The organism is Amycolatopsis sp. Hca4, assembly GCF_013364075.1.
GTDB lineage: Bacteria > Actinomycetota > Actinomycetes > Mycobacteriales > Pseudonocardiaceae > Amycolatopsis.
On the sequence record NZ_CP054925.1, the window covers coordinates 559,130 to 583,230 of the forward strand.

Annotated in this window: 25 protein-coding genes and 1 pseudogene; 11 read left to right on the forward strand and 15 right to left on the reverse strand. The window is 72.9% G+C overall.

What is annotated here, in order from left to right; all coding sequences use genetic code 11:
• Positions 1-12: 12 nt before the first annotated feature.
• Positions 13-1,413 (reverse strand): MFS transporter, encoded by a 1,401-nt coding sequence (locus HUT10_RS02200; protein ID WP_176169624.1) that lies wholly within the window; start codon positions 1,411-1,413, stop codon positions 13-15.
• Between the two features lie 244 nt (positions 1,414-1,657).
• Here HUT10_RS02200 and HUT10_RS02205 point away from each other — a divergent pair, with 244 nt between their 5' ends.
• Entirely contained in the window at positions 1,658-2,326 is a 669-nt protein-coding gene (locus HUT10_RS02205) for a transglycosylase family protein (protein ID WP_176169625.1), read from the forward strand.
• A 6-nt stretch (positions 2,327-2,332) separates the two neighbouring features.
• Here HUT10_RS02205 and HUT10_RS02210 read toward each other — a convergent pair whose 3' ends face one another.
• Positions 2,333-3,124: a glycerophosphodiester phosphodiesterase gene (locus HUT10_RS02210; RefSeq protein WP_176169626.1), complete on the reverse strand. Its 792-nt coding sequence runs from the start codon at positions 3,122-3,124 to the stop codon at positions 2,333-2,335.
• Between the two features lie 66 nt (positions 3,125-3,190).
• Here HUT10_RS02210 and HUT10_RS02215 point away from each other — a divergent pair, with 66 nt between their 5' ends.
• The gene (locus HUT10_RS02215; RefSeq protein WP_176169627.1) at positions 3,191-3,562 is read left to right on the forward strand and encodes a hypothetical protein; all 372 of its coding nucleotides are present in this window, start codon (positions 3,191-3,193) and stop codon (positions 3,560-3,562) included.
• Positions 3,563-3,570: 8 nt separating this feature from the next.
• Here the strand turns inward: HUT10_RS02215 and HUT10_RS02220 are convergent, their stop codons facing one another.
• The 5 genes from HUT10_RS02220 to HUT10_RS02240 all read right to left on the reverse strand — a co-directional run bounded on the left by HUT10_RS02220 (position 3,571) and on the right by HUT10_RS02240 (position 6,872).
• A complete protein-coding gene (locus HUT10_RS02220) occupies positions 3,571-4,551 on the reverse strand; it encodes a tyrosine-type recombinase/integrase (RefSeq protein ID WP_176169628.1) in 981 nt (326 codons plus the stop codon).
• A 547-nt stretch (positions 4,552-5,098) separates the two neighbouring features.
• Positions 5,099-5,539 (reverse strand): SRPBCC domain-containing protein, encoded by a 441-nt coding sequence (locus tag HUT10_RS02225; protein WP_176169629.1) that lies wholly within the window; start codon positions 5,537-5,539, stop codon positions 5,099-5,101.
• 3 nt (positions 5,540-5,542) lie between these two features.
• A complete protein-coding gene (locus HUT10_RS02230) occupies positions 5,543-5,881 on the reverse strand; it encodes a metalloregulator ArsR/SmtB family transcription factor (RefSeq protein ID WP_176169630.1) in 339 nt (112 codons plus the stop codon).
• Complete coding sequence (locus tag HUT10_RS02235; protein WP_176169631.1) at positions 5,878-6,324, reverse strand: SRPBCC domain-containing protein; 447 nt, start codon at positions 6,322-6,324, stop codon at positions 5,878-5,880. The genes HUT10_RS02230 and HUT10_RS02235 overlap by 4 nt, the downstream gene beginning before the upstream one ends.
• Positions 6,325-6,356: 32 nt before the next feature.
• Positions 6,357-6,872, reverse strand: a complete 516-nt coding sequence (locus HUT10_RS02240; protein ID WP_176169632.1) for a GNAT family N-acetyltransferase — start codon at positions 6,870-6,872, stop codon at positions 6,357-6,359.
• A gap of 43 nt (positions 6,873-6,915) precedes the next feature.
• Here HUT10_RS02240 and HUT10_RS02245 point away from each other — a divergent pair, with 43 nt between their 5' ends.
• Positions 6,916-7,479, forward strand: coding sequence for an XRE family transcriptional regulator (locus tag HUT10_RS02245; RefSeq protein ID WP_176169633.1), 564 nt, complete (start codon positions 6,916-6,918; stop codon positions 7,477-7,479).
• A gap of 74 nt (positions 7,480-7,553) precedes the next feature.
• On the opposite strand, the gene HUT10_RS02250 is transcribed toward HUT10_RS02245, so the two are convergent.
• On the reverse strand, positions 7,554-7,892 hold the full coding sequence (locus HUT10_RS02250) for a helix-turn-helix domain-containing protein (protein WP_217709540.1): 339 nt from the start codon (positions 7,890-7,892) through the stop codon (positions 7,554-7,556).
• A 93-nt stretch (positions 7,893-7,985) separates the two neighbouring features.
• On the opposite strand from HUT10_RS02250, the gene HUT10_RS02255 reads away from it, so the two are divergent.
• The 3 genes from HUT10_RS02255 to HUT10_RS02265 are packed head-to-tail and all read left to right on the forward strand — an operon-like array spanning position 7,986 to position 10,875.
• The gene (locus tag HUT10_RS02255) at positions 7,986-8,633 is read left to right on the forward strand and encodes an NADPH-dependent F420 reductase (protein ID WP_176169635.1); all 648 of its coding nucleotides are present in this window, start codon (positions 7,986-7,988) and stop codon (positions 8,631-8,633) included.
• A 21-nt stretch (positions 8,634-8,654) separates the two neighbouring features.
• Positions 8,655-9,260: a TetR/AcrR family transcriptional regulator gene (locus tag HUT10_RS02260; RefSeq protein WP_176169636.1), complete on the forward strand. Its 606-nt coding sequence runs from the start codon at positions 8,655-8,657 to the stop codon at positions 9,258-9,260.
• A complete protein-coding gene (locus tag HUT10_RS02265) occupies positions 9,244-10,875 on the forward strand; it encodes an acyl-CoA dehydrogenase family protein (protein ID WP_176169637.1) in 1,632 nt (543 codons plus the stop codon). Before HUT10_RS02260 ends, HUT10_RS02265 begins: the two co-directional genes overlap by 17 nt.
• Here the strand turns inward: HUT10_RS02265 and HUT10_RS02270 are convergent.
• Together HUT10_RS02270 and HUT10_RS02275 are read right to left on the reverse strand one after the other, a co-directional pair.
• Positions 10,872-11,366, reverse strand: a complete 495-nt coding sequence (locus tag HUT10_RS02270; RefSeq protein WP_176169638.1) for a pyridoxamine 5'-phosphate oxidase family protein — start codon at positions 11,364-11,366, stop codon at positions 10,872-10,874. The two genes, HUT10_RS02265 and HUT10_RS02270, sit on opposite strands and share 4 nt — an antisense overlap.
• 83 nt (positions 11,367-11,449) lie before the next feature.
• A complete protein-coding gene (locus tag HUT10_RS02275; protein ID WP_176169639.1) occupies positions 11,450-11,983 on the reverse strand; it encodes a TetR/AcrR family transcriptional regulator in 534 nt (177 codons plus the stop codon).
• Between the two features lie 77 nt (positions 11,984-12,060).
• Between HUT10_RS02275 and HUT10_RS02280 the strand changes: the two genes are divergently transcribed.
• The gene (locus tag HUT10_RS02280) at positions 12,061-13,272 is read left to right on the forward strand and encodes an FAD-dependent monooxygenase (protein ID WP_176169640.1); all 1,212 of its coding nucleotides are present in this window, start codon (positions 12,061-12,063) and stop codon (positions 13,270-13,272) included.
• A gap of 284 nt (positions 13,273-13,556) precedes the next feature.
• On the opposite strand, the gene HUT10_RS02285 is transcribed toward HUT10_RS02280, so the two are convergent.
• The 4 genes and pseudogenes from HUT10_RS02285 to HUT10_RS02300 form a co-directional block, all read right to left on the reverse strand.
• Entirely contained in the window at positions 13,557-14,636 is a 1,080-nt protein-coding gene (locus tag HUT10_RS02285; protein WP_176169641.1) for an SWIM zinc finger family protein, read from the reverse strand.
• Positions 14,633-17,133, reverse strand: a pseudogene (locus HUT10_RS02290) (DEAD/DEAH box helicase). Before HUT10_RS02290 ends, HUT10_RS02285 begins: the two are co-directional and overlap by 4 nt.
• 44 nt (positions 17,134-17,177) lie before the next feature.
• On the reverse strand, positions 17,178-17,960 hold the full coding sequence (locus HUT10_RS02295; protein WP_176169642.1) for an ABC transporter permease: 783 nt from the start codon (positions 17,958-17,960) through the stop codon (positions 17,178-17,180).
• On the reverse strand, positions 17,957-18,883 hold the full coding sequence (locus HUT10_RS02300) for an ATP-binding cassette domain-containing protein (RefSeq protein ID WP_176169643.1): 927 nt from the start codon (positions 18,881-18,883) through the stop codon (positions 17,957-17,959). Before HUT10_RS02300 ends, HUT10_RS02295 begins: the two co-directional genes overlap by 4 nt.
• An 80-nt stretch (positions 18,884-18,963) precedes the next feature.
• On the opposite strand from HUT10_RS02300, the gene HUT10_RS02305 reads away from it, so the two are divergent.
• Positions 18,964-19,740, forward strand: coding sequence for a TetR/AcrR family transcriptional regulator C-terminal domain-containing protein (locus tag HUT10_RS02305; protein WP_176169644.1), 777 nt, complete (start codon positions 18,964-18,966; stop codon positions 19,738-19,740).
• On the opposite strand, the gene HUT10_RS02310 is transcribed toward HUT10_RS02305, so the two are convergent.
• Positions 19,723-20,898 carry a cytochrome P450 gene (locus tag HUT10_RS02310; protein WP_176169645.1) on the reverse strand — a complete coding sequence of 392 codons (1,176 nt, stop codon included), beginning with the start codon at positions 20,896-20,898 and terminating at the stop codon, positions 19,723-19,725. The two genes, HUT10_RS02305 and HUT10_RS02310, sit on opposite strands and share 18 nt — an antisense overlap.
• A gap of 86 nt (positions 20,899-20,984) precedes the next feature.
• On the opposite strand from HUT10_RS02310, the gene HUT10_RS02315 reads away from it, so the two are divergent.
• Genes HUT10_RS02315 through HUT10_RS02325 form a run of 3 tightly spaced genes read left to right on the forward strand, consistent with a single transcriptional unit; the run spans position 20,985 to position 24,101 of the window.
• Positions 20,985-22,055: a TetR/AcrR family transcriptional regulator gene (locus tag HUT10_RS02315; protein ID WP_176169646.1), complete on the forward strand. Its 1,071-nt coding sequence runs from the start codon at positions 20,985-20,987 to the stop codon at positions 22,053-22,055.
• A 22-nt stretch (positions 22,056-22,077) separates the two neighbouring features.
• Positions 22,078-23,352, forward strand: coding sequence for an RNA polymerase sigma factor (locus tag HUT10_RS02320; RefSeq protein WP_176169647.1), 1,275 nt, complete (start codon positions 22,078-22,080; stop codon positions 23,350-23,352).
• Positions 23,349-24,101 carry an alpha/beta fold hydrolase gene (locus HUT10_RS02325; protein ID WP_176169648.1) on the forward strand — a complete coding sequence of 251 codons (753 nt, stop codon included), beginning with the start codon at positions 23,349-23,351 and terminating at the stop codon, positions 24,099-24,101. Before HUT10_RS02320 ends, HUT10_RS02325 begins: the two co-directional genes overlap by 4 nt.

Here is a 24,101-nt window from a genome sequence, read left to right on the forward strand (position 1 = left end):
CCTATCGGTGCCTCACAGCACCTCCGGCGGACGGTTGCCCGCCGCCTCGATCGCCCGCCGCACCGGCACCAGCCACACCAGCACCAACCCGGCCGCGAAGAACACCACCAACGCCACGATGGCCAGCCGGAACGACCCCGTCGCCTGCCCCACCCCGGCGAACACCAGCGGCCCCAGCCACGACGTCCCGCGCTCACCCACGACGTAGAGCGAGTAGTACTGCGCGTCCTTGCCCGCCGGGATCATCTGGCTGAACAACGACCGCGACAGCGCGTTCGTCCCACCCAGCACCAGCCCGATCCCCACCGCCACCGCCAGGAACTGCCCCAGCTGCTTCGGCTGCACGAAGTACGCACCGGCCAGCACCACGATCCACACCACCAGGCTGCCCAGGATCGTCCGCTTCGCCCCGATCCGCCGCGCCACCAGCCCGTGCAGCGTCCCACCCAGATAAGCCACGAACTGGATCACCAGGATCGTGACGATCAGCACCTCGTTGCCGAACCCCAGCTCGTCCTTGCCGTACTGCGCCGACACCGTCACCACCGTGTTGATCCCGTCGGTGAAGACCAGGTAGCTGCCCAGGAACGCCAGCGTCAGCGGAAACGCCTTCGCCGCCACCAGCGTCCGCCGCAGCTCCGTGAACCCCGCCCGCAACACCGAACGCCCCGGCGCCACGTCCACCGGCACGTGCCGGCGGGGGAGCCGCCGCACCGCCGGGAAGGTGAACGCCGCCCACCACAACCCCGACGTCAGGAAGCAGATCTGCACCGCCAGCCCCTGGCTCACCCCGAACAGGTCGTGCTTCAGGTAGAACCCCAGCTGCAGCGCCAGCGCCAGCCCACCACCCAGGTACCCGAACGCCCAGCCCTTCGCCGAAATGCCGTCCCGCTCGTCCGGCCCGCCGATGTCGGCCAGGAACGAGTAGTAGACGACCAGCGAACCCCCGTACCCGATGTTCGCCACGATGAACAAGGCCGCACCCAGCCGCCAGTCCGACCCGGTCAGGAAGAACATCCCCGCCGCGGCCGCCGCACCCAGGAACGCGAACCCGCCCAGGATCCGCCGCTTGTTGTGGCTGCGGTCGGCCACCGCCCCGGCGATCGGCAGCACCAGCACCTGCACCACCGTCGCCACCGACAGCAGGTACCCCCACACCGACCCGGCGGGGAAGTGCAGCCCGAACAACGTCACGTCGCAGTGGTGCAGCGTGTCGGCCTTGCCCGCCGCGTCGACACACGGGCGGTCCCCGTTGAGGGTGATGTTCGACTTCGCGTCCGCCGCCGCGATCGAGCTCATCGACAGCGCCCCGAACACCGTCGTCGTCGACGAATAGAACGGCGAATTCGCCCAGTCGTAGAAATACCAGCCCCAGCGCTCGCGCTGCGTCGAGCGCGTCCCGGCCAGCGTCATCCACGGCTCCTTCAGGTCAAGAACTTCCAGGTCAGCGCGGAGACTACGGGCACACGACCACCCCCGAGACCACGCCACCGAAACCGTGTCCGGTTTGTCGCTTCGTGATCATCCGCGACCCCGCCACCACGCCCCGGTACGCCCCTACGGCGTGTCGCCGGCAAAAGTGAACAGTGTTCCATGTGAGACTGGGGAGCCGATCGTGTCTGTTGTGGTCAGTGAGACACGCTCCTACTGTGCACCCATGATCCAGAACCGCCGACGCACCGTGGCGAGACTCCTGCTCCTCGCCCTCGCCGCCACGGGTCTGCCGCTGATCACCCCCGCCGCCGCCTCCGCGGACCCCGCGTCGAGCGCCTGGGCCAAGCTCCGCATGTGCGAATCCAGCGACCGCTACGCCACCAACACCGGCAACGGCTACTACGGCGCCTACCAGTTCGACCTGCCCACCTGGCGCAGCGTCGGCGGACAGGGCCGCCCCGACCAGGCCGCCCCCGCCGAACAGGACTACCGCGCCCTCTACCTCTACCGCATGCGCGGCTGGCAACCCTGGCAGTGCGCCGGCATGCTCAAACTCACCGCCGACGCCGACGCCCGCAGCAAACGCGTCCCCAGCTACACCGAATCCGCCTACATCGGCGGGGGAGGACTGCCCACCCCACCACCCGGCCCCGGCGGCCCCCGCCCCGCCTGGCCCGGCGTCGTCTACACCTACGGCGACTGCGCCGACGCCCTCAAGACCTTCCAGCTCCGCATGAACGCCTTCGGCTACGGCTTCACCGGCACCGGCTGCTACCTCGACAAGACCCGCACCGCCGTCCTCGACCTCCAGCGCGCCAACGGCATCAAGGACAGCGGCCTCCTCGGCCCCAAGACCTGGGACGCCGCCTGGACCGGCAAACCACCCCGCTGAGACCGGTCACGGCTCTTGCGACTGCTGCCACTTGCCCCGCTCGACCAGCACCTCACGCAACAGGTCCGGACGGTCCGTCACGATCCCGTGCACCCCCAGGTCCAGCAGCATCCGCATCTCCGCCGGATCGTCGATCGTCCACGTGTGCACCTCGATCCCGGACCGCCCCGCCATCGCCAGGAACGCCTTGTCCACCACCCGCAGCGCACCCTGCCGCACCGGCACCTGAGCCATCGCCCCCAGCACCAGCCGCCCCAGCGGCAACAACGGCAGCTTCCCCCGCGCCCACAACGCGAACGCCGACCGCGGCCCCATCGCCGTCACCAGCCGCGGCCCCGCCAGCTTCCGCAACCGCACCAGCCGTGCATCCGAAAACGCCGCCCCCGCCACCCGGTCGAACGCCCCCGTCCGCTCCAGCACCCGCACGAACGGCTCCACCGCCCGATCCGCCTTCACATCCACGTTGAACCGCGCACCCGGCAGCTCCTCGAGCACGTCCTCCAACCGCGACAGCGGCGCCTTCCCACCCACCTTGACGTTCTTCAGCTGCGCCCACGTCTGCGCCGCGATCGGCCCCGAACCGTCCGTCGTCCGGTCCAGATCCGGATCGTGGTGGACCACCACCACCCCGTCCGCCGTCGCGTGCACATCCGTCTCCAGGTACCGGTACCCCTCCGCACACGCCCGCTGGAACGCCGGCAGCGAATTCTCCAGCCCCGCCAGCTCATCGAGGTGCCACCCCCGGTGAGCGAAGGCACGGGGGAGCGGATCGGCCAAGTACGGGAACGACGCCTGCATCCCCCAAGTGTGCACTTCCGCCATGACCCCGGCATGAGCAAACGGTGGCCAGCTAGGGTCTCCCGGGTGAGGGAAGCCGCCGAACTGACCCAGCTCGAACCCGTCCCCGCCCGCCGCGGCGCCCCGAAGCACTGCGGCTGGTGCGGCCGCCGCCTGCCCGAAGCCGGCAACGTCGGCCGACGCCGCCGGTACTGCGGCCAGTCCTGCCGCCAACGCGCCTACGAGCGCCGCACGGCACTGCAGCGAAGCGGACTGCCCGAAGACGCCGTCGTGCTCTCCGACACCGAGATCGCCGCCCTCCAGGACCGCCTCTTCCAGCTCAGGTGCGCGGCCGAAGACATCGTCACCGCGGCCGACGACGGCGCCGACCCCCGCGAACTCCGCAGCCTCGCCGACGAAATCGCCCGAGCCGCCAAGGACCTCGAACAACTCCGCTGACCACGGGATCAGCCCAAGCCGTCCAACGCCCGGTAAGTCCGGTTGCTCGCCGCCGCCGCACGCTGCTCCCGCCCCGTCGCCTCGATGTAGTTCTGGCTCGTCGCCAAGCTCGCGTGCCCCAGCAACGCCATGATCTCCGACGCCGTCGCCCCGTCCTCCGCCAGCCGCGTCGCGAACGTGTGCCGCAACGCGTGCAGGTTCGCCCCCACCGGCACCCGGTCGTGCAACCCCGCACCCCGGTAACACGACTTCACCAGGTACTCCAGCGCACCCCGCCCGATCGGCTCACCCGCCCGGTCCAGCAGCAACGGCGAACCAGGGGAGAACCGCACGTTCGGGAACCGCACCCGGCACGACTCCCGGTACCGCTCGATCAGCTCCGCCAGCACCGGCTGCACCGGGATCGACCGGTCCCGGCTGCCCTTCCCCTTCACGTGCAACCGCAGCTCACCGGCCCGCCCCACCAACGACCGCGACGTCAGCGCCCGCATCTCCGCCGCCCGCAACCCCGCCACCAGACCCAGCGCGATCACCAGCACGTCCCGCTCCGGCCACGGATCCCGCGCACGCCGCGACCCCGCGGCCGCCGCCGACAGCAGCTGCTCCGGCGTCTCCTCACCCCGCAACGGCTTCGGCGTCAACGCCGGCGTCCGCGGCCGCGCCACCGCACCCATCGGATTGCCCGACAGCAGCCCGTCGGCCACGCAGAACGTCAGGAACTGGTTCCACGTCGACCACGCCCGCAGCACCGAGCTCTTCGCGTGCCCGTCCGCGAACACCCCGAACGCCGCCCGCAGCGCCGGCCCGGTGAGGTCGGCGACCTCCAGCTCCTCGGCCGGACGGCCCAGCTCCGAAACCAGGAGAGTGGTGATGCCGGCGAGATCCCGGCGGTAGGCGTCGGTGGTGTGCGGGGAGTCCTTGCGCGGACGGCGGGCGGCGAAGAAGGCTTGCTGGGCCTCGGAAACCTTCATGTGGATCTTGTACCGCACACCACCGACAGTTTCCGCGGCCGGTCCCGGACCCGGCATTTCATGCATAATTGCCATTATGCATGAAATGCCGAGATGACCTTGGATCTTCCCCTTGGGGGACACGGTTCTCTCCGGCGGGCCATTCCCGGGCCTTCGGACGGCTCCACGTCCGCTGCGCGGGTATCGCACGCATGTTCGACGCGAGTTCACCCTGGAGGATCCGAGCCGCGAGAGCCGTCGTGATGCGAGCCGGACGTCACCAAGCCGCGTTGTGCGACACCTTCAGCTCGATCAAATCCTCAGTCAATTTCGTCACCGTGACGTTTTGAGGTCGAGTGACAGGACATCGGCGCCACGGCCTTCAGGGGATGCTCTCGGGCCCTCCGTGGGGCCGGATCGGGCGATGCTGCCGGGCAGGTGGTCCCCAAACCGTGAGAGGAGCCGTCCTGGCGAAGCGCACGTCTCTCGTGTGCGCAGAGAGGGTCTGATCCCGGATCCGGGCCTCTCCTGGCCGTCCGCCCAGCTGGTCACCAAGTGCCGATAATGTACATTATGTCAAGTAACGTCAGTGCCAGTCGCTGATCATCACGTCCCGCGGTGCCGGGGCACCCTCCCCGGTCTCCACGAGCTGCTTGAGGCTCATCAGGTAGATCGCCCACTTCGTGCTGCAGTGGTGCATGAACTCGCCCGCCTCGCGCCAGCCTTCGTGGGTGAACAGGACGATCGTGTAGTCGTCGCGCTGTTCGAGTTCCCAGCGGATCGTCGTGCCGAGCCACTCCGGCGGCCCGTCGACGACTTCCCAGCGGACGAGCCGGCCCGGGTCGAGTTCGAGGACCTTCATGTCGAAGCCGCCCGGGATGAAGCGGAACGCGATGACGCCGCCGGGTTCGGTGCCGCCTTCGGTTTTCTCGGTCCACCAGCCGGCGAGGCCGTCGATGGTGGTGAGCGCGTCGTAGACCTTCTCCGGGGTGGCGTGGTGGGTGCCGATGCGGTGCAGGATGTCCATTTTCTACGGCTTTCTCTTCTTCTCGATGGTTTCGGCGATGGTCTTGATGCGGCGGAGCCGGGCGTCCCAGGCGTTGCCGACGTCGGTGAGCTGGGCGACGGCGCGGGCGAGCTGGGTTTCGTCGACGTGGAACTGCTTTTCGCGGCCGGCGTTGTGGGCGTGGACGAGGCCGGCGCGGTCGAGGACGGCGAGGTGCTTGGCGACGGCCTGGCGGGTGACGGGCAGGTGTTCGCTGAGGCTGGTCGCGGTGCCGCTCCCCTGGCTGAGCAGCAGGTCGAGCATGCGGCGGCGGGTGGGGTCGCCGACGGCCGACCAGAGGTCGTCGTCCACGGCGGTGGTCACCGGGTGGCTCCGAGCTTGGCGGCGCAGGCGGGCAGGCGGGGCAGGAAGTGGTCCCAGCCGGTGACGTGGTCGGTGTATTCGGCGGCGATCTTGGCTTCGTCCCAGCCGCGTTCGCGGAAGCCGGTTTCGGTCATCTTGAGGCGGGTGCCGGTGGCGGTGGGTTCGAGGTCGAAGACGACGAGGAAGGAGTTGCCGGGGGCGGCGGTCTCCCCTTCGGCGTGGGTCCAGCGGAAGGAGAAGTGCTTGGGTGGGATGGCGTCGACGACGGTGAAGCGGACCCATGAGCCGCCGAAGCCGATGCGGCCGTCTCCCCCGGGTTCGACGGGGTATTCGGCTTCGTCGGGCCACCAGTCGCGGAGGTGCTGGGGGCTGCTGACGACGTCGAAGACGACGTCGGGGTGGGCGTCGATGTGGATTTCGCGGTGGATGGTGCCGTGGTCCATGGCGGGCTCCTTGTGCAACGTTTGGTTGCGTGTCACGTTAGCTCGCCGGGAGCTGATGTGCAACCGTCGGTTGCGCGAAGGTCTTTCTGCACCCAGGCGACGTCGTGCCAGGCGCCGTGTTTCCAGCCGACCCGCCGGTAGACGCCGGCGGGTGTGAAGCCGAGGGCGCGGTGGAGCCCGGCGCTGGCCTCGTTGGGCAGGGTCATGCCGGCGAAGGCGCGGTAGAACCCGCGGTCGCGCAGCCGCTCGAAGAGGGTTTCGTAGAGGGCGCGGCCGGCGCCGGTGCGACGACGGCCGTGTTCGAGGTAGATGCTCGTCTCGCAGGACCAGCGGTAGGCGGCGCGTTCGGCGAAGCGGGTGGCGTAGGCGTAGCCGGCGACGTGGCCGTGGTCTTCGAAGACGAGCCAGGCGTGCGCGCCGGTGATGCGGCGGGCCATTTCGGCGGCGTCGGGCGGGTCGGTTTCGAAGGAGATGGCGGTGTCGGTGACGTAGGGCGCGTAGAGGGCGGCGCAGGCGGGCGCGTCGGCGGGCGTGGCGGCTCGAATCATGGCTCATATGGTAGCCGGATTGAATCGTATAGTATCCACGGTTATGACCGATCCCCTGTCTGCCCGCCTGGCCGCCGCTGTGCACGCCGCCCGGACGTCGCACGGCCTCTCGACCGCGGCGCTCGCCGACCGGTCGGGGGTGTCGCGGGCGATGATCGGCAAGATCGAGCGGGGTGACGTGCAGCCGACGGCGGCGTTGCTGGCGAAGCTGTCGGCGGCGCTGGGCCTGACGTTGTCGGAGCTGATCGCCCGGGCCGAGGGCGACGAGCGGCGGCTGGCGCGGGCGGCGGAGCAGCCGGTGTGGGTCGACCCGGACACGGGTTACCGGCGGCGGTCGGTCTCCCCCGCGGCCGGTCGTCCGCTGGAGCTGGTCGAGGTGGAGCTGCCGCCGGGTGTGGAGGTGCCGTTGGCGTCGGGGACGTATGCGTTCCTGCACCAGCAGATCTGGGTGCTGGCCGGGCGGCTGAGGTTCCACGAGGGCCCCGAAGTCCACGAGCTGGCCGCCGGCGACTGCCTCCAGCTGGGGCCGGCGGCGGACTGCGTGTTCGCGAACCCGGGGCCGGAGCCGTGCCGGTACCTGGTGGTGCTGGTGAAGCGGGCTACCTGAGGTCGCCCAGGAGGACGACGAGCCGGTGTGCTGCAGGCTCTGCGGCGGAGATCCGCGGCGCGAAGCGGCTGGCGTTACGGGCCGGCGAGTTCCGTCTGGTGTTCGGCGGCCCACCGGGCGAGCTGCGCCAGGGGCCCGTTGGCGAACGAGTCGCCGAGCGGGGTGAGCTGGTAGACCGCTCCCCCCGCCGGGCCGGTGGTTTGGGCCACCAGCCCGCGCGTTCGCAGGCGGCGGAGTGCCTGGGTGAGGACCTTGTCGCTGACGCCGGCGATGCGGGTGAGCAGCTCGCTGCGTCGAGTCGGCCCCGCGCGCAGGGCCGAGAGGACGACCGGGTCCCACGCGTGGGTGATGAGCTCGGTCGCCGCGCGTACCTGGCAGTCGGAGACGAACGTCTGGCAGGACCCGTCGATCACCGGCCCAGTTTGGCACATGCGTCTCCTACCGAACGGTAGGAACGGGGTTCCTAGCGTTCTCGGTGACCCCTCTTCCGGTTGAAGGAGATCGTTGTGACCGTGGGCATTTTGGGTACCGGCAACCTGGCTGTGACGCTGGGGCGGGCGTGGGCTTCGGCGGGGCATTCGCTGGTGCTCACCGGGCGCGACGCGGTGCGGGCCGGCGAAGCCGCCGCCCGGATCGGGGCCGCGGCGAGTGCCGTCGACCCGGGCGGCTTCGCGGGCCGGGTCGACGTGGTCGTGGTCGCGATCGCCTGGGACGGGCTCGAGGCTGCCCTCTCCCTCGTCGGCGGTCCTGGCGGGACGTTGGCGGGCAAGACCGTGATCGATTGCACCAATGCGGTGGACTACGCGACCGGTGCGCTGCGGCCTGCGTCGGGCTCGGCGGCCGAGGTGGTGGCTCGCTCGGCGCCCGGGGCGTTCGTGGTGAAGGCGCTTCACCTGTTCGCCGGTGGTTCGTGGCCGTTCGCGGGGCCGGTGGCGGAGGCGCCGGTCGTGGCGATCTGCGGTGACGCGCCGGGTGCGCTCGAGCAGGCCGGGGCGCTGGTCCGGGACCTCGGTGGGCGGGCCGCCGTGGTGGGTGGGCTCTCCGGGGCCCGGCAGCTGGAGGAAGCGGCGGGGTTCGTGATGCGGGTGGTGGCCGCGGGGCACAACCCGAGGTTCGCGGTACCCGACGTGGATCCGGCCTTGCTGAAGCAATGAATCAGTGATTCACTTCTTGCCGTGCCCTACCGCCGCACCCCGAAGGTGCAGGAACGCCTCGATGCCCAGCGCGAGACGATCGTCGCCGCGGCGACCCGGCAGCTGGCCGAACACGGTTACGGCGGCTGCTCGGTCGCCGCGGTCGCCGAGCGCGCCGGGGTGGCCGTCGGCAGTGTGTACCAGCACTTCCCCACCAAGGCCGAGCTGGTCGTGCACGTCTTCCGGCAGGTGGTGACCCGGGAGGTCGAGGCGGTCCGCGCGGCCTCGGCGGCGGCGGGCGACCCGGCCGAGCGGGTGCTGGCGGCCGTCGAGACCTTCGCCCAGCGTGCCCTCAAGGCGCCGAAGCAGGCGTACGCGCTGCTCGCGGAGCCGGTCGACGCGCTCATCGACGCCGAGCGGCTGGAGTTCCGGCGGGCTTACACCGAGGTCATCGCCGAGCACGTGGCCGCCGGGGTCCGGGACGGCTCGCTGCCGCCCCAGGACGGCAGGCTGACGGCCGCCGCGCTGGTGGGTGCCGCCGCCGAAGTCCTGATCGGCCCGTTGACCAGCGGGAACGCCGGTGACGTCGCCGAGCTTCGCCTGTTCATCCTTCGTGCTCTAGGAGGTTCCGATGCCCGCCACGCATGAGGTCACCAACCAGGTCCCGCCGCTGGTGGGCCACGACGTCGCCGACGACCCGGCGCTGCTGGCCGGGCTGGAGCGGGCCGGTGCGGGCTGGGCGGCCGGTGAACTGCACGAGCTGGGCCGGCTGGCCGGCACCGAGCAGGCGCAGGAGTGGGGCCGGCTGGTCAACGAGAACGAGCCGGTGCTGCGCACGCACGACCGCTACGGCCACCGGATCGACGAGGTCGAGTTCCACCCGTACTGGCACGAGCTGATGAAGGTGGCGACCGCGCACGGCCTGCACGGCACGCCGTGGCGGGATCCGCGCGAAGGGGCGCACGCGGCGCGGGCGGCGAAGTTCTACGTCTGGGGCCAGGTCGAAGCCGGGCACAGCTGCCCGATCTCGATGACCTACGCGGCGATCCCGGCGCTGCGGACCAACCCGGAGCTGGCGGCGCGGTACGAGCCGCTGCTGGCGGCGACCGAGTACGACTTCGGGCTGCGGGAGCCCTCGGCCAAGCGCGGCCTGCTCGCGGGCATGTCGATGACGGAGAAGCAGGGCGGCTCGGACGTGCGGGCGAACACGACCACCGCGATCCCCTCGGTGTCGTCGGCGGACGGCAGCTACACCCTGGTCGGGCACAAGTGGTTCACCTCGGCGCCGATGTGCGACGTGTTCCTGACGCTGGCGCAGGCCCCGGGCGGGCTGTCGTGCTTCCTGCTCCCCCGCGTTCTGCCGGACGGCTCGCGCAACCCGATCCGGCTGCAGCGGCTGAAGGACAAGCTCGGCAACCGGTCGAACGCCTCGTCGGAGATCGAGTACGACCACGCGGTCGGCTGGCTGGTCGGCGAGGAGGGCCGCGGGGTCCGCACGATCATCGAGATGGTCAACAACACCCGGCTGGACTGCACGCTGGGCAGCGCGTCGGGCATGCGGCTGGGAGCGGTCCGGGCGGTGCACCACGCGACGCACCGGCGGGCGTTCGGCAAGGCGCTGGTGGACCAGCCGCTGATGGCGAACGTCCTGGCCGACCTGGTGCTGGAGTCCGAGGCGGCGACGACGGTCGCGATGCGGCTGGCCGCGGCGGGCGACCGGCGCGACGACGAGCAGGAGCAGGCGTTCCGCCGGCTGGGGCTGGCGGTGTCGAAGTACTGGGTGTGCAAGCGGGCCCCGGCGCACGCGGCCGAGGCACTGGAGTGCTTCGGCGGCAACGGGTACGTCGAAGAGTCGGGCATGCCGCGGCTCTACCGGGAGGCGCCGCTGTCGTCGATCTGGGAGGGCTCGGGCAACGTGGCGGCGCTGGACGCGTTGCGCGCGATGGGCCGCCAGCCGGAGTCGGTGGCGGCGTTCTTCGCCGAGGTGGACCAGGCGGCCGGCGGCGACACCCGGCTGGACGACGCGGTGGACCGCGTCCGCAAGGAGCTGACCGACCTCGAGGGCATCGAGTACCGCGCGCGGCGGCTGGTCGAGGCGATGGCGCTGGTGCTGCAGGGATCGCTGCTGGTCCGCCACGGCCACCCGGCGGTGGCGGACGCGTTCTGCGCGTCCCGGTTCGGCGGCGACTGGGGCATCGCGTTCGGCACGCTCCCGGCCGGTGTGGACACGGGAGCGATCATCGAGCGCGCCGCGGCCGGTTAACCGGCCCGCTCGGCCCGCCGCCGGGCCAGCTCCTCGACGGCGCTGGGCAGGGTGGTCTCGAAGTCGATCAGCTTCGCCCAGGTCGGGGTGACGACGATCCGCACCATGCCGTCGTAGAGGGAACGGACCTCGCGTTCCCACTCGACCCGCTGCTCGGGGGTCATCTCGTAGCTGCCGTTCAGCTGCAGGTACTCGTCCGGGATGCCGTCGACGACGTCCAGTTCCACGCGGCCGCGGATGAGGAGGATCTTGGGCGGGTGCGACTCGGTGTCGATGGTCAGGGCGACCGCCGGGTTGGCGCGCAGGGACGGCAGCTTCGGGGAGTTCTTCGCCGTGCACATGACGATCTCCGTGCCGTTCCAGGTGAAGGCGATCGGGATGCTGCGCGGGGTGCCGTCCTTGGCGACGTAGGCCAGCCGGGTCAGGTCGCGGGCCAGCAGCTCCCGGCTGAGCGGGCGGTCGAGCACCTCGGTGATCTCGTGCTGCGGCATGGTTGTCTCCTTCTCCGTGCGGGGCCTCTTCTGCCCCGGGGACGGAGCCGCACGGGCGTTCTCGACACGCCGGCGGAGATTTTTCAGCGGCCGAGGGCGTCGAGCGCGCCGGCGACCGCGGCGGCGCGCAGGTCCTCGACCGGGACGTCCGGGAACTGCATGCAGACGTCCTGCAGGCCGCCGAGGGCCAGGATGGCGCGGGTCTGCTGCGCCAGCGTCGGGTCCGGGCCGCAGATCAGGGCGGTGAGGCGGGTGCGCCAGCCCAGGACGCGGTCGATCAGGCCCAGGTCGGCCAGGGTGGGCATCTCGGCCAGCAGCATCACCACGTCGGCGCGGTGGCGGTAGTTGAAGTCGAAGAAGCCTTCGATCAGCTCGCGCACCGGGGCGTCGCCGCGGGCTTCCTGGTCGAGGAGGAACTTCTCGCCGTCGTCGAGCAGGGGCTGGACGATGCTGCGGACCAGGTCGTCGCGCGAGGGGAAGTGGTAGTAGAGCGCGGGCTTGGTGATGCCGAGCCGGTCGGCGATGTCCTGCAGGCTGGTGCGCTGGACGCCTTGGCTGCTGAACAGTTCGCGGGCGACGTCGAGGATGCGCTGCTTGGTGTCGGAAGGCTTCGGCACCGCCCCAGCATAACTGACTTAACGATAGGTAAGGACGTGTGGTACAACTTACCTACCGTTAAGTCAGGGAGGTACTCATGCGGATCCTCGTCTCCGGTGCCAGCATCGCCGGCCCCGTGCTGGCGTACTGGCTCACCCGGCACGGCTTCGACGTCACCGTGGTCGAACGCGCACCGGCGCTGCGCAAGACCGGCGGCCACGCCGTCGACCTCTTCCGGCCGGCCATGGACATCACCGAAAAGATGGGCGTCCTGCCGCGCGTGACCGCCCTCGCCACCGGCACGACCCGGATGACGGTGCACCGCGAAGGCAGCCGCCGTCCCCTCGGGGTGGACCTGTCGAAGGTCTTCCAGGCCACCTCCGACCGGCACGTCGAGATCATGCGCGACGACCTGTCCGAGATCTACTACGACGCCGGCCGCGACGACGTCGAGTACCTCTTCGGCGACTCGGTCACCGCCATCTCCCCCGACGGTGACGTCACCTTCGAGCACGCACCGGCCCGCCGGTTCGACCTCGTCGTCGGCGCCGACGGCCTGCACTCCACCGTCCGGCGCCTGGTGTTCGGCGAAGAGGCCGGGCTGACCACGTTCATCGGCGCCTACCTCGCCGTGCTGTCCCTGCCCGGCAAGTTCGGCCTCGACGGCGAAGCGGTCACCCACGTCGGGCCCGGGCGCAGCGCCTCGCTCTACAGCGCCCGGCACCTGGACGACGCGCGCGCGGTGTTCCTCTTCCGCCGCGCAGAGCCCCTGGACTACCACCACCGCGACGTCCCCCGGCAGCAGCAGCTGCTCCGGGCAGCGTTCTCCGGGATGCACCCGCAGGTCGACGGCTGGCTGGCCGGGCTCGACGGCCCCGGCCCGTTCTACTTCGACTCGATCACCCAGCTGCGCCTGGACACCTGGTCCCGCGGCCGGGTGACCCTCGTCGGCGACGCCGGCTACTGCCCCGGCCCGGCCGTCGGCGGCAGCACGAGCCTCGCCGTGCTCGGCGCGTACGTCCTCGCCGGCGAGCTCGCCGAAGCCGGCGGCGACCACGAACGCGCCTTCCCCGCCTACGAACGCGAAATGGGCGAGCTGGTGCGGCGCAGCCGGGCCTTCGCCGCCGGAGCCGCACGCAGCCTGATCCCCGCGTCGCGCGCCGGGGTGTGGGCGCTGGCCCGCGGCGGCCAGCTGGTCTCGGCGTTGCCGGCCGGGCTGACGCGGGCGGTCGCGAAGCTCAACACCGGCGGCGTGCGCATGCACGACTCGATGCAGGTCAAGGACTACGCGGCGAAGACCACGGCCTGAGGGCTGGAGGGGACCCGGTGGTGACGGCCCCCTCCAGCTTTCGACGACGGATGTCGGTCACCGGCGGAAACCGGGCGGGCGCGCGGGAGTGAACCCGCGCGCCCGCACCCCCAGTGGCCCGGCGGAACCCGCCGTCGGGGGACAGGAGACAACGAGTAGCGCGCTGGATACCGCGAAATCCGGCGGATTTCCGCCCGCCGCACCGGGCAGGTCGAGCGGCGAACGACGACCACGTGCTCTGGCGTCCCCTGCCGGCCAGCCGCCGGCCCTGCCCGGGGTCTCGCTCAGCCCGCCAACAGCCCCGGATCCTGCTCCGGCGTCCCCGCGGGCCACCACTCCCCGCCCTCGAGCCGGTACGGGTGCCAGCGGCCCCGGCGGTCCAGCCGCAACTGCACAAGCCCGACCGTGCACCGGTTCCGCTCGAACACCGGCTCCCCCTCGGCCTCCGCCAGCGCCGCCCGCGCGGCCGCCAGCACCGGCTTCGGCGGCGTCCACGACGTCTCGAGCACCTCCAGCCCGTCCGGCCCGCCGTACCGCCACGCCGCGACCGCCCGCGCGAACCCGGTGCCCTCGCCCAGCCGCGGCTCCACCGCGGGGAACTCCGCCGCCAAGCGGACCGCGTCGTGCCGCCGTCCCGGCCACCCCCGCCCCGCCAGCAGTGCCTCCGCCTGGCCGGCCGCGTTGGCCGCCAGCAGCGCGAACGCCTCGGCCGGCACGCCCGGGGCCGCCGGGACCGACGGCGCGCCCGACGGGCGGAACGCGTCGAGATCGGGCAGCTCCCCCGGCACCCGGTCGGCGGCGGGCTCCGCGACCGGCACCGGCGCCGTGCGGCTCTCCAGCTCCTCCCGGATCTCCCGCTCGCCCTTGCCCCGCAGCAACAGCACCAGGAACGGGTCCGCGTCCAGCAGCCACGACGCCTGGAACGACAACGCCGCCGCGTGCCGGCACGGCAGCTCCCAGCCCGGGCAGTCGCACTCGGGGTCGAGGTCGCCGATCCCCGGCAGCAGGTCGACGCCGGCCAGGTCGGGTGGCAGGTCCCGGTCCAGCAGGGCCGCCAGGTGCCCGGCGCGGGCGGCGACGCGGTCGAGCAACCGCGTCCACTCCGCCTCCGGCAGTTCCGCCAGCCGCAGCTGGGTGCGGTACGGGCCGCCGTCGGCGTCCTCGACCACCGCCGCGATCCGGCCCGGGCTGACCGTGATCGGGCCGACCAGGCCGGCCGCGGCGTACTTGCGCCCCTTCTTCAGCTGACGCAGGTCCAGCGCCGTGTCCTCCATCGCGCGTACCCACGCCCGGCCCCACCAGGAGCGGGTCGGGTGCCCGCCCGGTCCGAACGCGGGAAAGCCGCGCACCCGGTCGTCACTCATCCGCGGCTCCTCAGCTCGACCAGCTCCGCCAGCTCGGTGTCCGGCAGTTCCGTCAACGCGGCCTCGCCACCGGCCAGCACCGCCTCGGCCAGCGCCCGCTTCTCCCGCAGCATCGCCGCGATCCGGTCCTCCACCGTGCCCTCGGCGACCAGCCGGTGCACCTGGACCGGCCGGGTCTGCCCGATCCGGTACGCCCGGTCGGTCGCCTGGTCCTCCACCGCCGGGTTCCACCAGCGGTCGAAGTGCACGACGTGGTCGGCGCGGGTGAGGTTCAGGCCCGTCCCGGCCGCCTTCAGCGACAGCAGGAACACCGGCACCTCACCGTTCTGGAACCGCGCCACCAGCTCTTCCCGCCGCGCCACCGGTGTCCCGCCATGCAGCAGCTGCGTCGCGATCCCGCGCCCGGCCAGGTGCTTCTCCAGCAGCCGCGCCATCGCGACGTACTGGGTGAACACCAGCACCGCGCCGCCCTCGGCGAGGATGGTGTCCAGCAGCTCGTCGAGCAGCTCCACCTTCCCCGACCGGCCACCCGGCTGTTTCAGGTACTGCGCGGGGTGGTTGCAGATCTGCTTGAGCGCGGTCAGCAGCTTCACGATCCGGCCGCGCCGGGCCATCCCGTCGCTCGCGGCGATCTCGGCCATCATCTCCCGCACGACCGCCTCGTAGAGCGCCACCTGCTCCGCGCTCAACGCCACCGGCCGGTCGGTCTCGGTCTTCGACGGCAGCTCGGGCGCGATCCCCGGATCGGACTTGCGCCGCCGCAGCAGGAACGGCCGCAGCAACCGGGCCAGCCGCTCCGCCGCGGCCGGGTCACCCGCCTCGATCGGCTTCGCCCAGCGCGCCCGGAACTCGCCCGACGACCCCAGCAGGCCCGGCGTGGTCCAGTCGAGGATCGCCCACAGCTCCGAGAGCGTGTTCTCCACCGGCGTCCCGGTCAGCGCCACCCGCGCCGCCGCCGGCACCAGCCGCAACGCCTTCGCCGTGCCCGAACGGTGGTTCTTGACGTGCTGGGCCTCATCAGCCACCAGCAGGCCCCAGCGCACCGCGGCCAGTGGCGCGGGATCGGCGCGCAGCGTGCCGTAGGTGGTCAGGACGAACCCGTCGGGCTCGTCGAGGGACCGGGCGCTGCCGTGGAAGCGCCGCACCGGCACGCCGGGGGCGAACCGGCGGATCTCCCGCTCCCAGTTGCCCAGCAGCGACGCCGGGCACACCACCAGCGTCGGCCCCGACGCCCGGTGCAGGTGCAGCGCGATCAGCGTGACCGTCTTGCCGAGGCCCATGTCGTCGGCCAGGCACCCGCCCAGCCCGAGGCCGGTGACGGTGGCCAGCCACTGCAGCCCCCGCAGCTGGTAGTCCCGCAGCGTCGCGGCCAGCCCGGACGGCGCCGCCTGCGGTTCCGCCGGCGCGGACAGCCGTTCCCGCAGCCGGGCCAGCCAGCCGCCGGTGACGACCTCGACCACCTCGCCGTCGACCTCGGTGGTCCCGCCAGCACCGCGCCCAGCGCGTCGACCGGCGTCAGCGGCTTGAGCGCCCGCTCCCGCGCCTTCGCCGCCAGCGCCGGGTCGACCAGCACCCAGTGGTCCCGCAGCCGCACCACCGGACGCCGTGCTTCGGCGAGGGCGTCCAGTTCCGCCTCGGTCAGCACCTCCCCGCCCAGCGCGAGCTGCCAGTCGAACGCCAGCGCGCGCCCGCCGCCGAAGAACGAGGGCAGGTCACCCGGGGCGTCGCCGGCCCGCACGACCGCGCGCGCGGTCAGCGAGCCCGCCAGCCCGGCCGGCCAGTGCAGGTCGATCCCGGCCGCCGCCAGCCGCGGCGCCGCGGCCGCGACCAGCTCGGTGACGTCGTCCTCGCCCAGCTCGAGCTCGCCGGGCACCGCCGAGGTCAGCAACGGCCCCAGCGCCGGCCACACCTGCGCGCCGCGGCGCAGCGCCAGCAGCACGTCGATGCGCGCCCGGGGCCCGAACCGCCCCGTCTCCCACAGCTGCGCCGCGTCGGCGACCTGCGCCGGATCGGCCAGGCTGTGCACCTGGACCACGGCCCGGTACCGGCCCGCGGCGAACCCGTCCGGCGCCTCCACCCGCAGCGACACCCGGATGCCCGAATCCAGGCCGGCGGCCAGCTCGTCCGCCCAGTCACGCAGGGCGTCCGCGCGCTGCGGCGCGACGGCGGCGAACAACCGCGTCCCCGCCGCCTTGGCCGCGGCCGGCGTGCGCGGCAGCGTGTCGGCGACGGCGTCGAGGAACGCCCGCAGCAGCGGCCCCGGCGCGCGCTCGTCCGATGGCATCGCGGCCGCGAGGTCCCGCAGCCACGCCGCTTCCGCCGGTTCCAGCGGCCCGGCGCGCCAGGCGTCGTACCCGGCCGCGGTCACCCCCGGCAGCAGCCGTCCCGCCGCCACCAGCCGCAGCGCGGCCCGCGCCGCGGTCGCCCAGAAGGGATCGGGGCTGGCCAGCAGTTCCGGCAGCGCGTCCGCGACGGACAGTTCGCGGCCGTCGACCACCAGCCGTCCCGCCCGCGGTGGTTCGCCCGGTTCGAAATGGACGTTCAGTTCCCCAGCCTCCCGTACCGGCGCACCGACAACGGCACGAACACCGCCAGCAGCACCAGCGGCCAGGCCACCGCCATCGGCACCGCGTGCGCACTCACCCACGACGTCCCGGCCGCGCCGGGGTTGCCGAACAGCACCCGCGCCGCGGTCACCGTGGCGGACAACGGGTTCCACTCGGCCACGGTTCCCAGCCACGCCGGCATCGTCGAGGTCGCCACGAACGCGCTGGACAGGAAGCCGAACGGGAACTCCAGCGTCTGCGCCAGTGTCACCATCGCCGGGTCCGACGTCAGCAGGCCCAGGTAGATCCCGGCCCACACCAGTGCCGTGCGCAGCAGGAGCAGCAGGCCGAACGCGGCCAGCGTCTCGCCGAGGGTGCCGTGCGGGCGCCAGCCGACGACGAGGCCGCACCCGGCCAGCACGGCCAGGGCGAGCACGGCGTTGACCAGGTCCGCCGCCACCCGGCCGGTGAACACGGCCGAGGGTGCCATCGGCAGCGACCGGAACCGGTCGGTGACGCCCTTGCCGGTGTCGTCCAGCACCGCGATCATCGTGCCCGAGAGCCCGAAGGCCATGGTCATCGCGAACATCCCCGGCAGCAGGAACTCCCGGTAGGAACCGCCGCCGGGCACGCTCATCCCGCCGCCGAGCAGGTAGGCGAAGATCAGCACCATCAGGATCGGGAACGCCACCACCGTGGCCAGCCGGGCCGGGCGCCGCGCCAGCTGCGCCAGGTAACGCCCGGCCATCGTCCAGCCGTCTTCGACCGCCCACCTCATCGCGCCACCCCCGTCAGCTCCAGGAACACTTCGTCCAGCGTCGGGTGCCGCAGCGCCACGTCGGCGAACGGCAGCTCGGCCGCCGCCAGCGCCCGCACGACGTCGGTCAGCATCGACGGCTCGGCCGGCGCGCTGACCCTCAGCTCCTCGGTCACCGGCGCGGCACCGGTGACGCGGGCCAGCAGTGCCGCCGCGGCGCCCAGGGCGTCCGGATCGGAGAGCACCAGCTCGATCCGGGTCGCGCCGAGTGAGCCTTTCAGCTCCGCCGGGGTGCCTTCGGCGACCACACGGCCGTGCTCGACCAGCGAGATCCGGTCGGCCAGCCGGTCGGCCTCCTCCAGGTACTGCGTCGTGAGCAGCACCGTCGTGCCGTCGGCGACCAGCGACCGCACCGCCGTCCAGACTTCGCTGCGGCTGCGCGGGTCCAGCCCGGTCGTCGGCTCGTCCAGGAACAGCACCCGCGGCGCCGCCAGCAGCGACGCGGCCAGGTCCAGGCGCCGCCGCATCCCGCCCGAGTAGGCCGACACCGGCTTCGCCCCGGTCTCGGCCAGGCCGAACCGCTCGAGCAGCTCGTCCGCGCGGCGGGTCGCCTCCCGGCGGCCCAGGTGGTGCAGGCGGCCGAACAGGACCAGGTTCTGCCGCCCGGACAGGATCTCGTCGACCGCGGCCTGCTGCCCGACCAGCCCGATCGCCGAGCGCACCTGCGCCGGTTCGGTGGCGACGTCGAACCCGGCGACCCGGGCGATGCCGCCGTCGTGGCGCAGCAGGGTCGAGAGCACGCGGACCGCGGTGGTCTTACCCGCGCCGTTGGGGCCCAGCAGGCCGCACAGGGTGCCGGCCGGGACCGAGAGGTCGAACCCGTCGAGGGCGTAGCTGTCGCCGTAGCGCTTGCGGAGCCCCTCGGCGTGGATCTGTGGAATCAACCCGCCCCCTTAACTATGTACGCTGTACAGAGAACAGGTTAGCACAACTCTGTACGTCGTACGGAAATCGGGTGGGCAGAATGACCGGGGTGAGCACGCAGGAGAACGGTGACGGCGACCCGCGGCGGGCGATCGAGCTGCTCTGGGGCATCTCGCCACCCCCGCGCCGCGGCCCGAAACCCAAGCTCGCCACCGCCGACGTCGTCCGCGCCGCGGTCGCGCTCGCCGACGCCGAGGACCTCGACGCGGTCACCATCCGCCGGGTCGCCGAACAGCTCAGCGTCTCCCCCATGTCCCTCTACACCTACGTACCCGGCCGGGCCGAGCTGCTGGACCTGATGACCGACCACGTCCACGGCGAGCTGACCGACCCCGAGGAGGGCCTCGGCTGGCGGGCCGCGCTGACCGCCGTCGCCGAAGACCAGTGGGCGCTGCTGCACCGCCACCCCTGGCTGCTGCAGGTCCCCACCGGCCGCCCGCCGCTCGGCCCGAACAGCTTCGCCAAGTACGAGCGCGAGCTGCGCGCGGTCGAGGGCATCGGCCTCGGCGACGTCGAGATGGACGCCGTGGCCGGCCTCGTCACCGGCTTGGTCCGCACCACCGCGCGCAGCTCGCTCGACAACGCCCGCCTGGCCCGCACCACCGGCCTGACCGACGCCCAGTGGTGGGAGCGCGCCTGGCCGGTGCTGGCCGGCATCCCGGCCGCCGACGCGGCGCACTACCCGATCTCCTCCCGCGTCGGCCAAGCCGCCGGCGCGGCCCACAACGCCGCCGAGAACCCGGCCCACGCCTTCCGCTTCGGCCTCGCCCGCGTCCTCGACGGCATCGAAATGCTCGTTCTACAGCGCCAGCAGTAGCCGGGCGGGGCGCCAGGTGCCGCCGTCGGGTGCCCGCGGCACGTCCTCGGTCAGCGCCAGGTCGGGGAACCGCTCGAACAGCATCGACAACGCCACCTCGGTCTGCACCCGCGAAATCGACGCGCCCAGGCAGAAGTGCGGCCCGTGCGAGAAGCCCAGCTGCGCCGGCCCCGAACGGGTGACGTCGAAGCGGTCCGGCTCGGCGAACACCCGCGGGTCGCGGTCGGCGGCCACCAGCGCCGCCGTCACCCGCTCGCCCTTGCCGATCAGCCGGCCGTCGATCTCGACGTCTTCGCGCGCGAACCGCGGAGTGGCCAGCAGCTGCGGGCTGCAGAAGCGCATCAGCTCCTCCACCGCGCCCGGCCACAACCCCGGGTCCGCCCGCAGCAGGTCCAGCTGGTCCGGGTGCCGCAGCAGCGTCTCGACGGCGTTGGCGATGAGGTTCACCGGCGTCTGCCCGCCCAGGACCAAGTGCCAGACCAGGGTGACCAGCTCCGTGTCGGTGAGCCGGTCACCGTCCTCGGCCTGGACGCGCACCAGCTCGCCGATGAGGTCGTCGCCCGGCTGGGCGCGGTTGCGCGCCACGGCTTCCTTCGCGCCTTCGATGATCGCGGGGATCGCCTCGGCGAAGTCCGGGCCCAGCCCGCCGGCCACCGCGGCGCCGTAGCCGCACCAGCGCGGCCGGTCCGCCTCCGGGATGCCGACCAGCTCGCAGATGACGTCGATCGGCAGCGGCCGCGCGAAGTGCGGCACCAGGTCGACCACGCCGTCCTCGGCGTGCCCGGGCAGCTCGTCCAGCAGCCGCCCGGTGATCGCCGCCAGTCGCGGCCGCAGCTGCGCCGCCCGCTTGGGCGTGAACGCCGGGGCGACCAGCCGCCGCAGCCGCAGGTGCTCCGGTCCGTCCTTCTCCGCCATCGTCTCCAGGTACGCCAGGCAGTGCTCGGGAAGGCCGGGCGGGCGCAGGAAGCTGCCGGAGTTCACCTCGAACCGCGGGTCGCTCAGCATCGCGCGGGCTTCGCGGTAGCGGGTCAGGGCCCAGAAGGGCCCGAAGCCGGGGATGACCAGCTTGGCCACCGCGGCCGCTTCCCGCGCGTGGTCGTAGGCGGTGAACGGGTCGGTGAGCACCTTCGGGTCGGTCAGGTCGATCTCGGGGATCATCCACCACTCCAGATGTTGACGTCAGATGTTCTTATCATCTCAGTGGTGACGGTATCTTGGCTCCCGACCCCGCGGCAAGGAGGACGATGGCCAGGCTCAGCCGAGCGGAAACGCAGGAGCGCAACCGCGCCAAGGTGCTCACCGCCGCCCGCGACGAGTTCGCCCGGCGCGGCTTCCGCGAGGCGAAGATCGACGTCATCGCCGAACGCGCCGAGCTCACCCGCGGCGCGGTCTACTCCAACTTCCCCGGCAAACGCGCCCTCTACTTCGCGGTACTGGCCGACCTCGCCGAACACGCGCCCCGGCCCGCCACCCCACCGCCGGACCCTGCCGCGGCCGACGTCCTCGCCGCGTTCGCCCGCGCCTGGATCGCCCGGCTCCCCCTGGCCACCGACAGCGACAGCGAAGACACCCGCCTCGCCCGCGACCTGCTCCCGGAAATCCTCGCCGACGACCACACCCGCCGCCCGTTCGCCCAGCTCATGCAGGTCGAAGCGATCCTGCTCGGGCTCGCCCTCGAACGCGTGCGCCCGGGACGGCGGCTCGTGCGCGTCGCCGAAGCCGCGCTGACCACGCTGCACGGCGCGAGCCAGCTCGCCGCCGCCGCACCCGGCTTCGGCGAACCGTTCCACCTCGTCACCGCCTGCGCCGCCCTGCTTGACCTGGACCTCGCCGACGACCGGCCGGCCGAGCCGCCGATCACCACCCCCGCCGTCCCCGACGGCCGGGCGTGGGACCCGCCGTCCGCCACCGACCTGCTCACCGGCGGCACCTTCCGGCCCGGCGACGGTGTCGTCACCGTCCTGGGCCTGCACCGCGCCGCCGCCTTCGAAGAAGCCGTCCGCGCCGGCGCCGACGTCACGGCCGTGCTCGTCACCAGCGACCCCGGCGAACTCGCCCCGCTGGCCCGGCTCGCCCTCGCCGACCTGCGCAGCTGCCTCGACCAGGCGATCGCCGCCCCGGCCCGGCCCCGGCTGCGGCTGGTCTGCGACGCCCGCGGCGACCTCGCCGCGGCCGCCGGCGTCACCGCCGTCAGCGACGCCACCGAGACCGCCGTCCGCGTCGAAGCCGGCCGGATCGTCGCCCGGGCCGAAGGATTCGGCGCCTGTCACGCCGCCGCTGTCGGTCCGGAGCCGTCGCGTTCGTCGGAGGGGTGAAACCGGCGGGAAGGAGCGGGTGGTGGACATCGAGACCGCGGTCGCCGAGGCGTTCCGGCAGGAGTGGGGCCAGGTCGTGGCCACGCTCATCCGGATCACCGGCGACTGGGACCTCGCCGAGGAATGCGCCCAGGAGGCCTTCGCCCTCGCCTTGCGCACCTGGCCGCGCGACGGCGTCCCCGGCCGGCCCGGCGCCTGGCTGACCACCACCGCCCGCAACCGGGCCACCGACCGGCTCCGCCGCGACGCCCTCGGCGCCGCCAAGCTCCGGGAGGCCTGCCGCATGGACGTCCACGACGAACCCGAACCCGACGACAGCGGCGTCACCGACGACCGGCTGCGGCTCATCTTCACCTGCTGCCACCCCGCACTGGCCACCGAAGCCCAGGTCGCGCTGGCCCTGCGCACGCTGGCCGGGCTGTCCACCGCCGAGATCGCCCGCGCCTTCCTCGTCCCCGAAGCGACCATGTCCCAGCGGCTCGTGCGCGTGAAGCGCAAGATCCGCCACGCCCGCATCCCCTACCGCGTCCCGCCCGCGCACCTGCTGCCCGAACGCACCGCCGCCGTGCTCGGCGTGCTCTACCTGACCTTCAGCGAGGGCTACTCCGCCAGCGCCGGGCCCGACCTGCTCCGCCCCGACCTCGCCGCCGAAGCACTCCGGCTCGCCCGCACCCTCGCCGAGCTGATGCCCGACGAACCCGAAGTCCTCGGCCTGCTCGCCCTGATGCTGCTGCAGCACGCCCGCCGCGCCACCCGCACCGACGACGGCGGCGTCCTCGTCCCCCTCGAAGAGCAGGACCGCACCCGCTGGGACACCGCCGCGATCACCGAAGGCACCGGGATCCTGGAGGCCGTGCTGCGGCGCCGCCGTCCCGGGCCCTACCAGATCCAGGCCGCCATCGCCGCCTGCCACGCCACCGCCGCCCACCCCGCCGACACCGACTGGCCCCAGATCGCCGGCCTCTACGACCAGCTGCGCAAGCACGTCCCCAGCGCCGTCGTCGAACTCAACCGCGCCATCGCGGTCGGCATGGCCGACGGCCCGGAAGCCGGCCTCGCCCTGCTCGACGCCCTCCCGCTGCACGGCTACCACCTGCTCGCCGCCACCCGCGCCGACTTCCTGCGCCGCCTCGGCCGCCACGACGAAGCCGCCCACTGGTACCGCGAGGCCCGCAACCTCGCCGGCACCGACGCCGAACGCGCCTACCTCACCCGGAGAATCTCCGAACTGGTGTCGGTCCCCGGCGAGCCCGTTCGTCGGGCTGGTGAAGCCCGACCACCGGAGGAACACCCATGACCACCCTCGCCGTTCCCGGCGCCACGCTCACCTACGACGTCCAGGGCCACGGCCCGGTCCTGCTGCTGGTCCCCGGCGGCCCCGCCGACGCCATGGTCTTCACCCACATCCGGCCGCTGCTGGCCGAAGACCACACCGTCGTCACCTACGACCCGCGCGGCCTGTCCCGCAGCCCCCTCACCGGCACGCCCGGCCCGGACGTGCTCCGCGACCACGCCGAGGACGTCCACCGGCTGCTCGCCGAGGTCGGCCCCGCCGACGTCCTGGCCAGCAGCGGCGGCGCGATCACCCTGCTCGAACACCTGCGCCACCACGCCGCCGACGTCCGCACCGTCGTGCTGCACGAACCACCCGTCACCCGTTACCTGCCCGCCGGGCCAGACGTCCCCGCACTGTTCCGCGAACAAGGCCTCGCTGCCGCCTTCGCCGCCTTCATGAAGGTGGTCGGCATCGACCCCGCGCCGCCGCTCGACCCGCGCGCCGAAGGCAACTTCGCCTACTTCTTCGGGCACCTCATGCCGGCGACCGGCGCCTACGAGCCCGACCTCGACGCACTGCGGGCCACCCCGGCCCGCCTGGTCGTCGCCATCGGCGAGGAGTCCACCGGACTGCCGGTCCACCGGGCCGCCCGCGACCTGGCCACCGCCCTCGGGACCGGCACCGAGGTGTTCCCGGGCGGGCACGGCGGGTTCGACACCCACGCCGACGCGTTCGCCGCCCGCCTGCGCGACGTCCTGGAAGGATGCTGA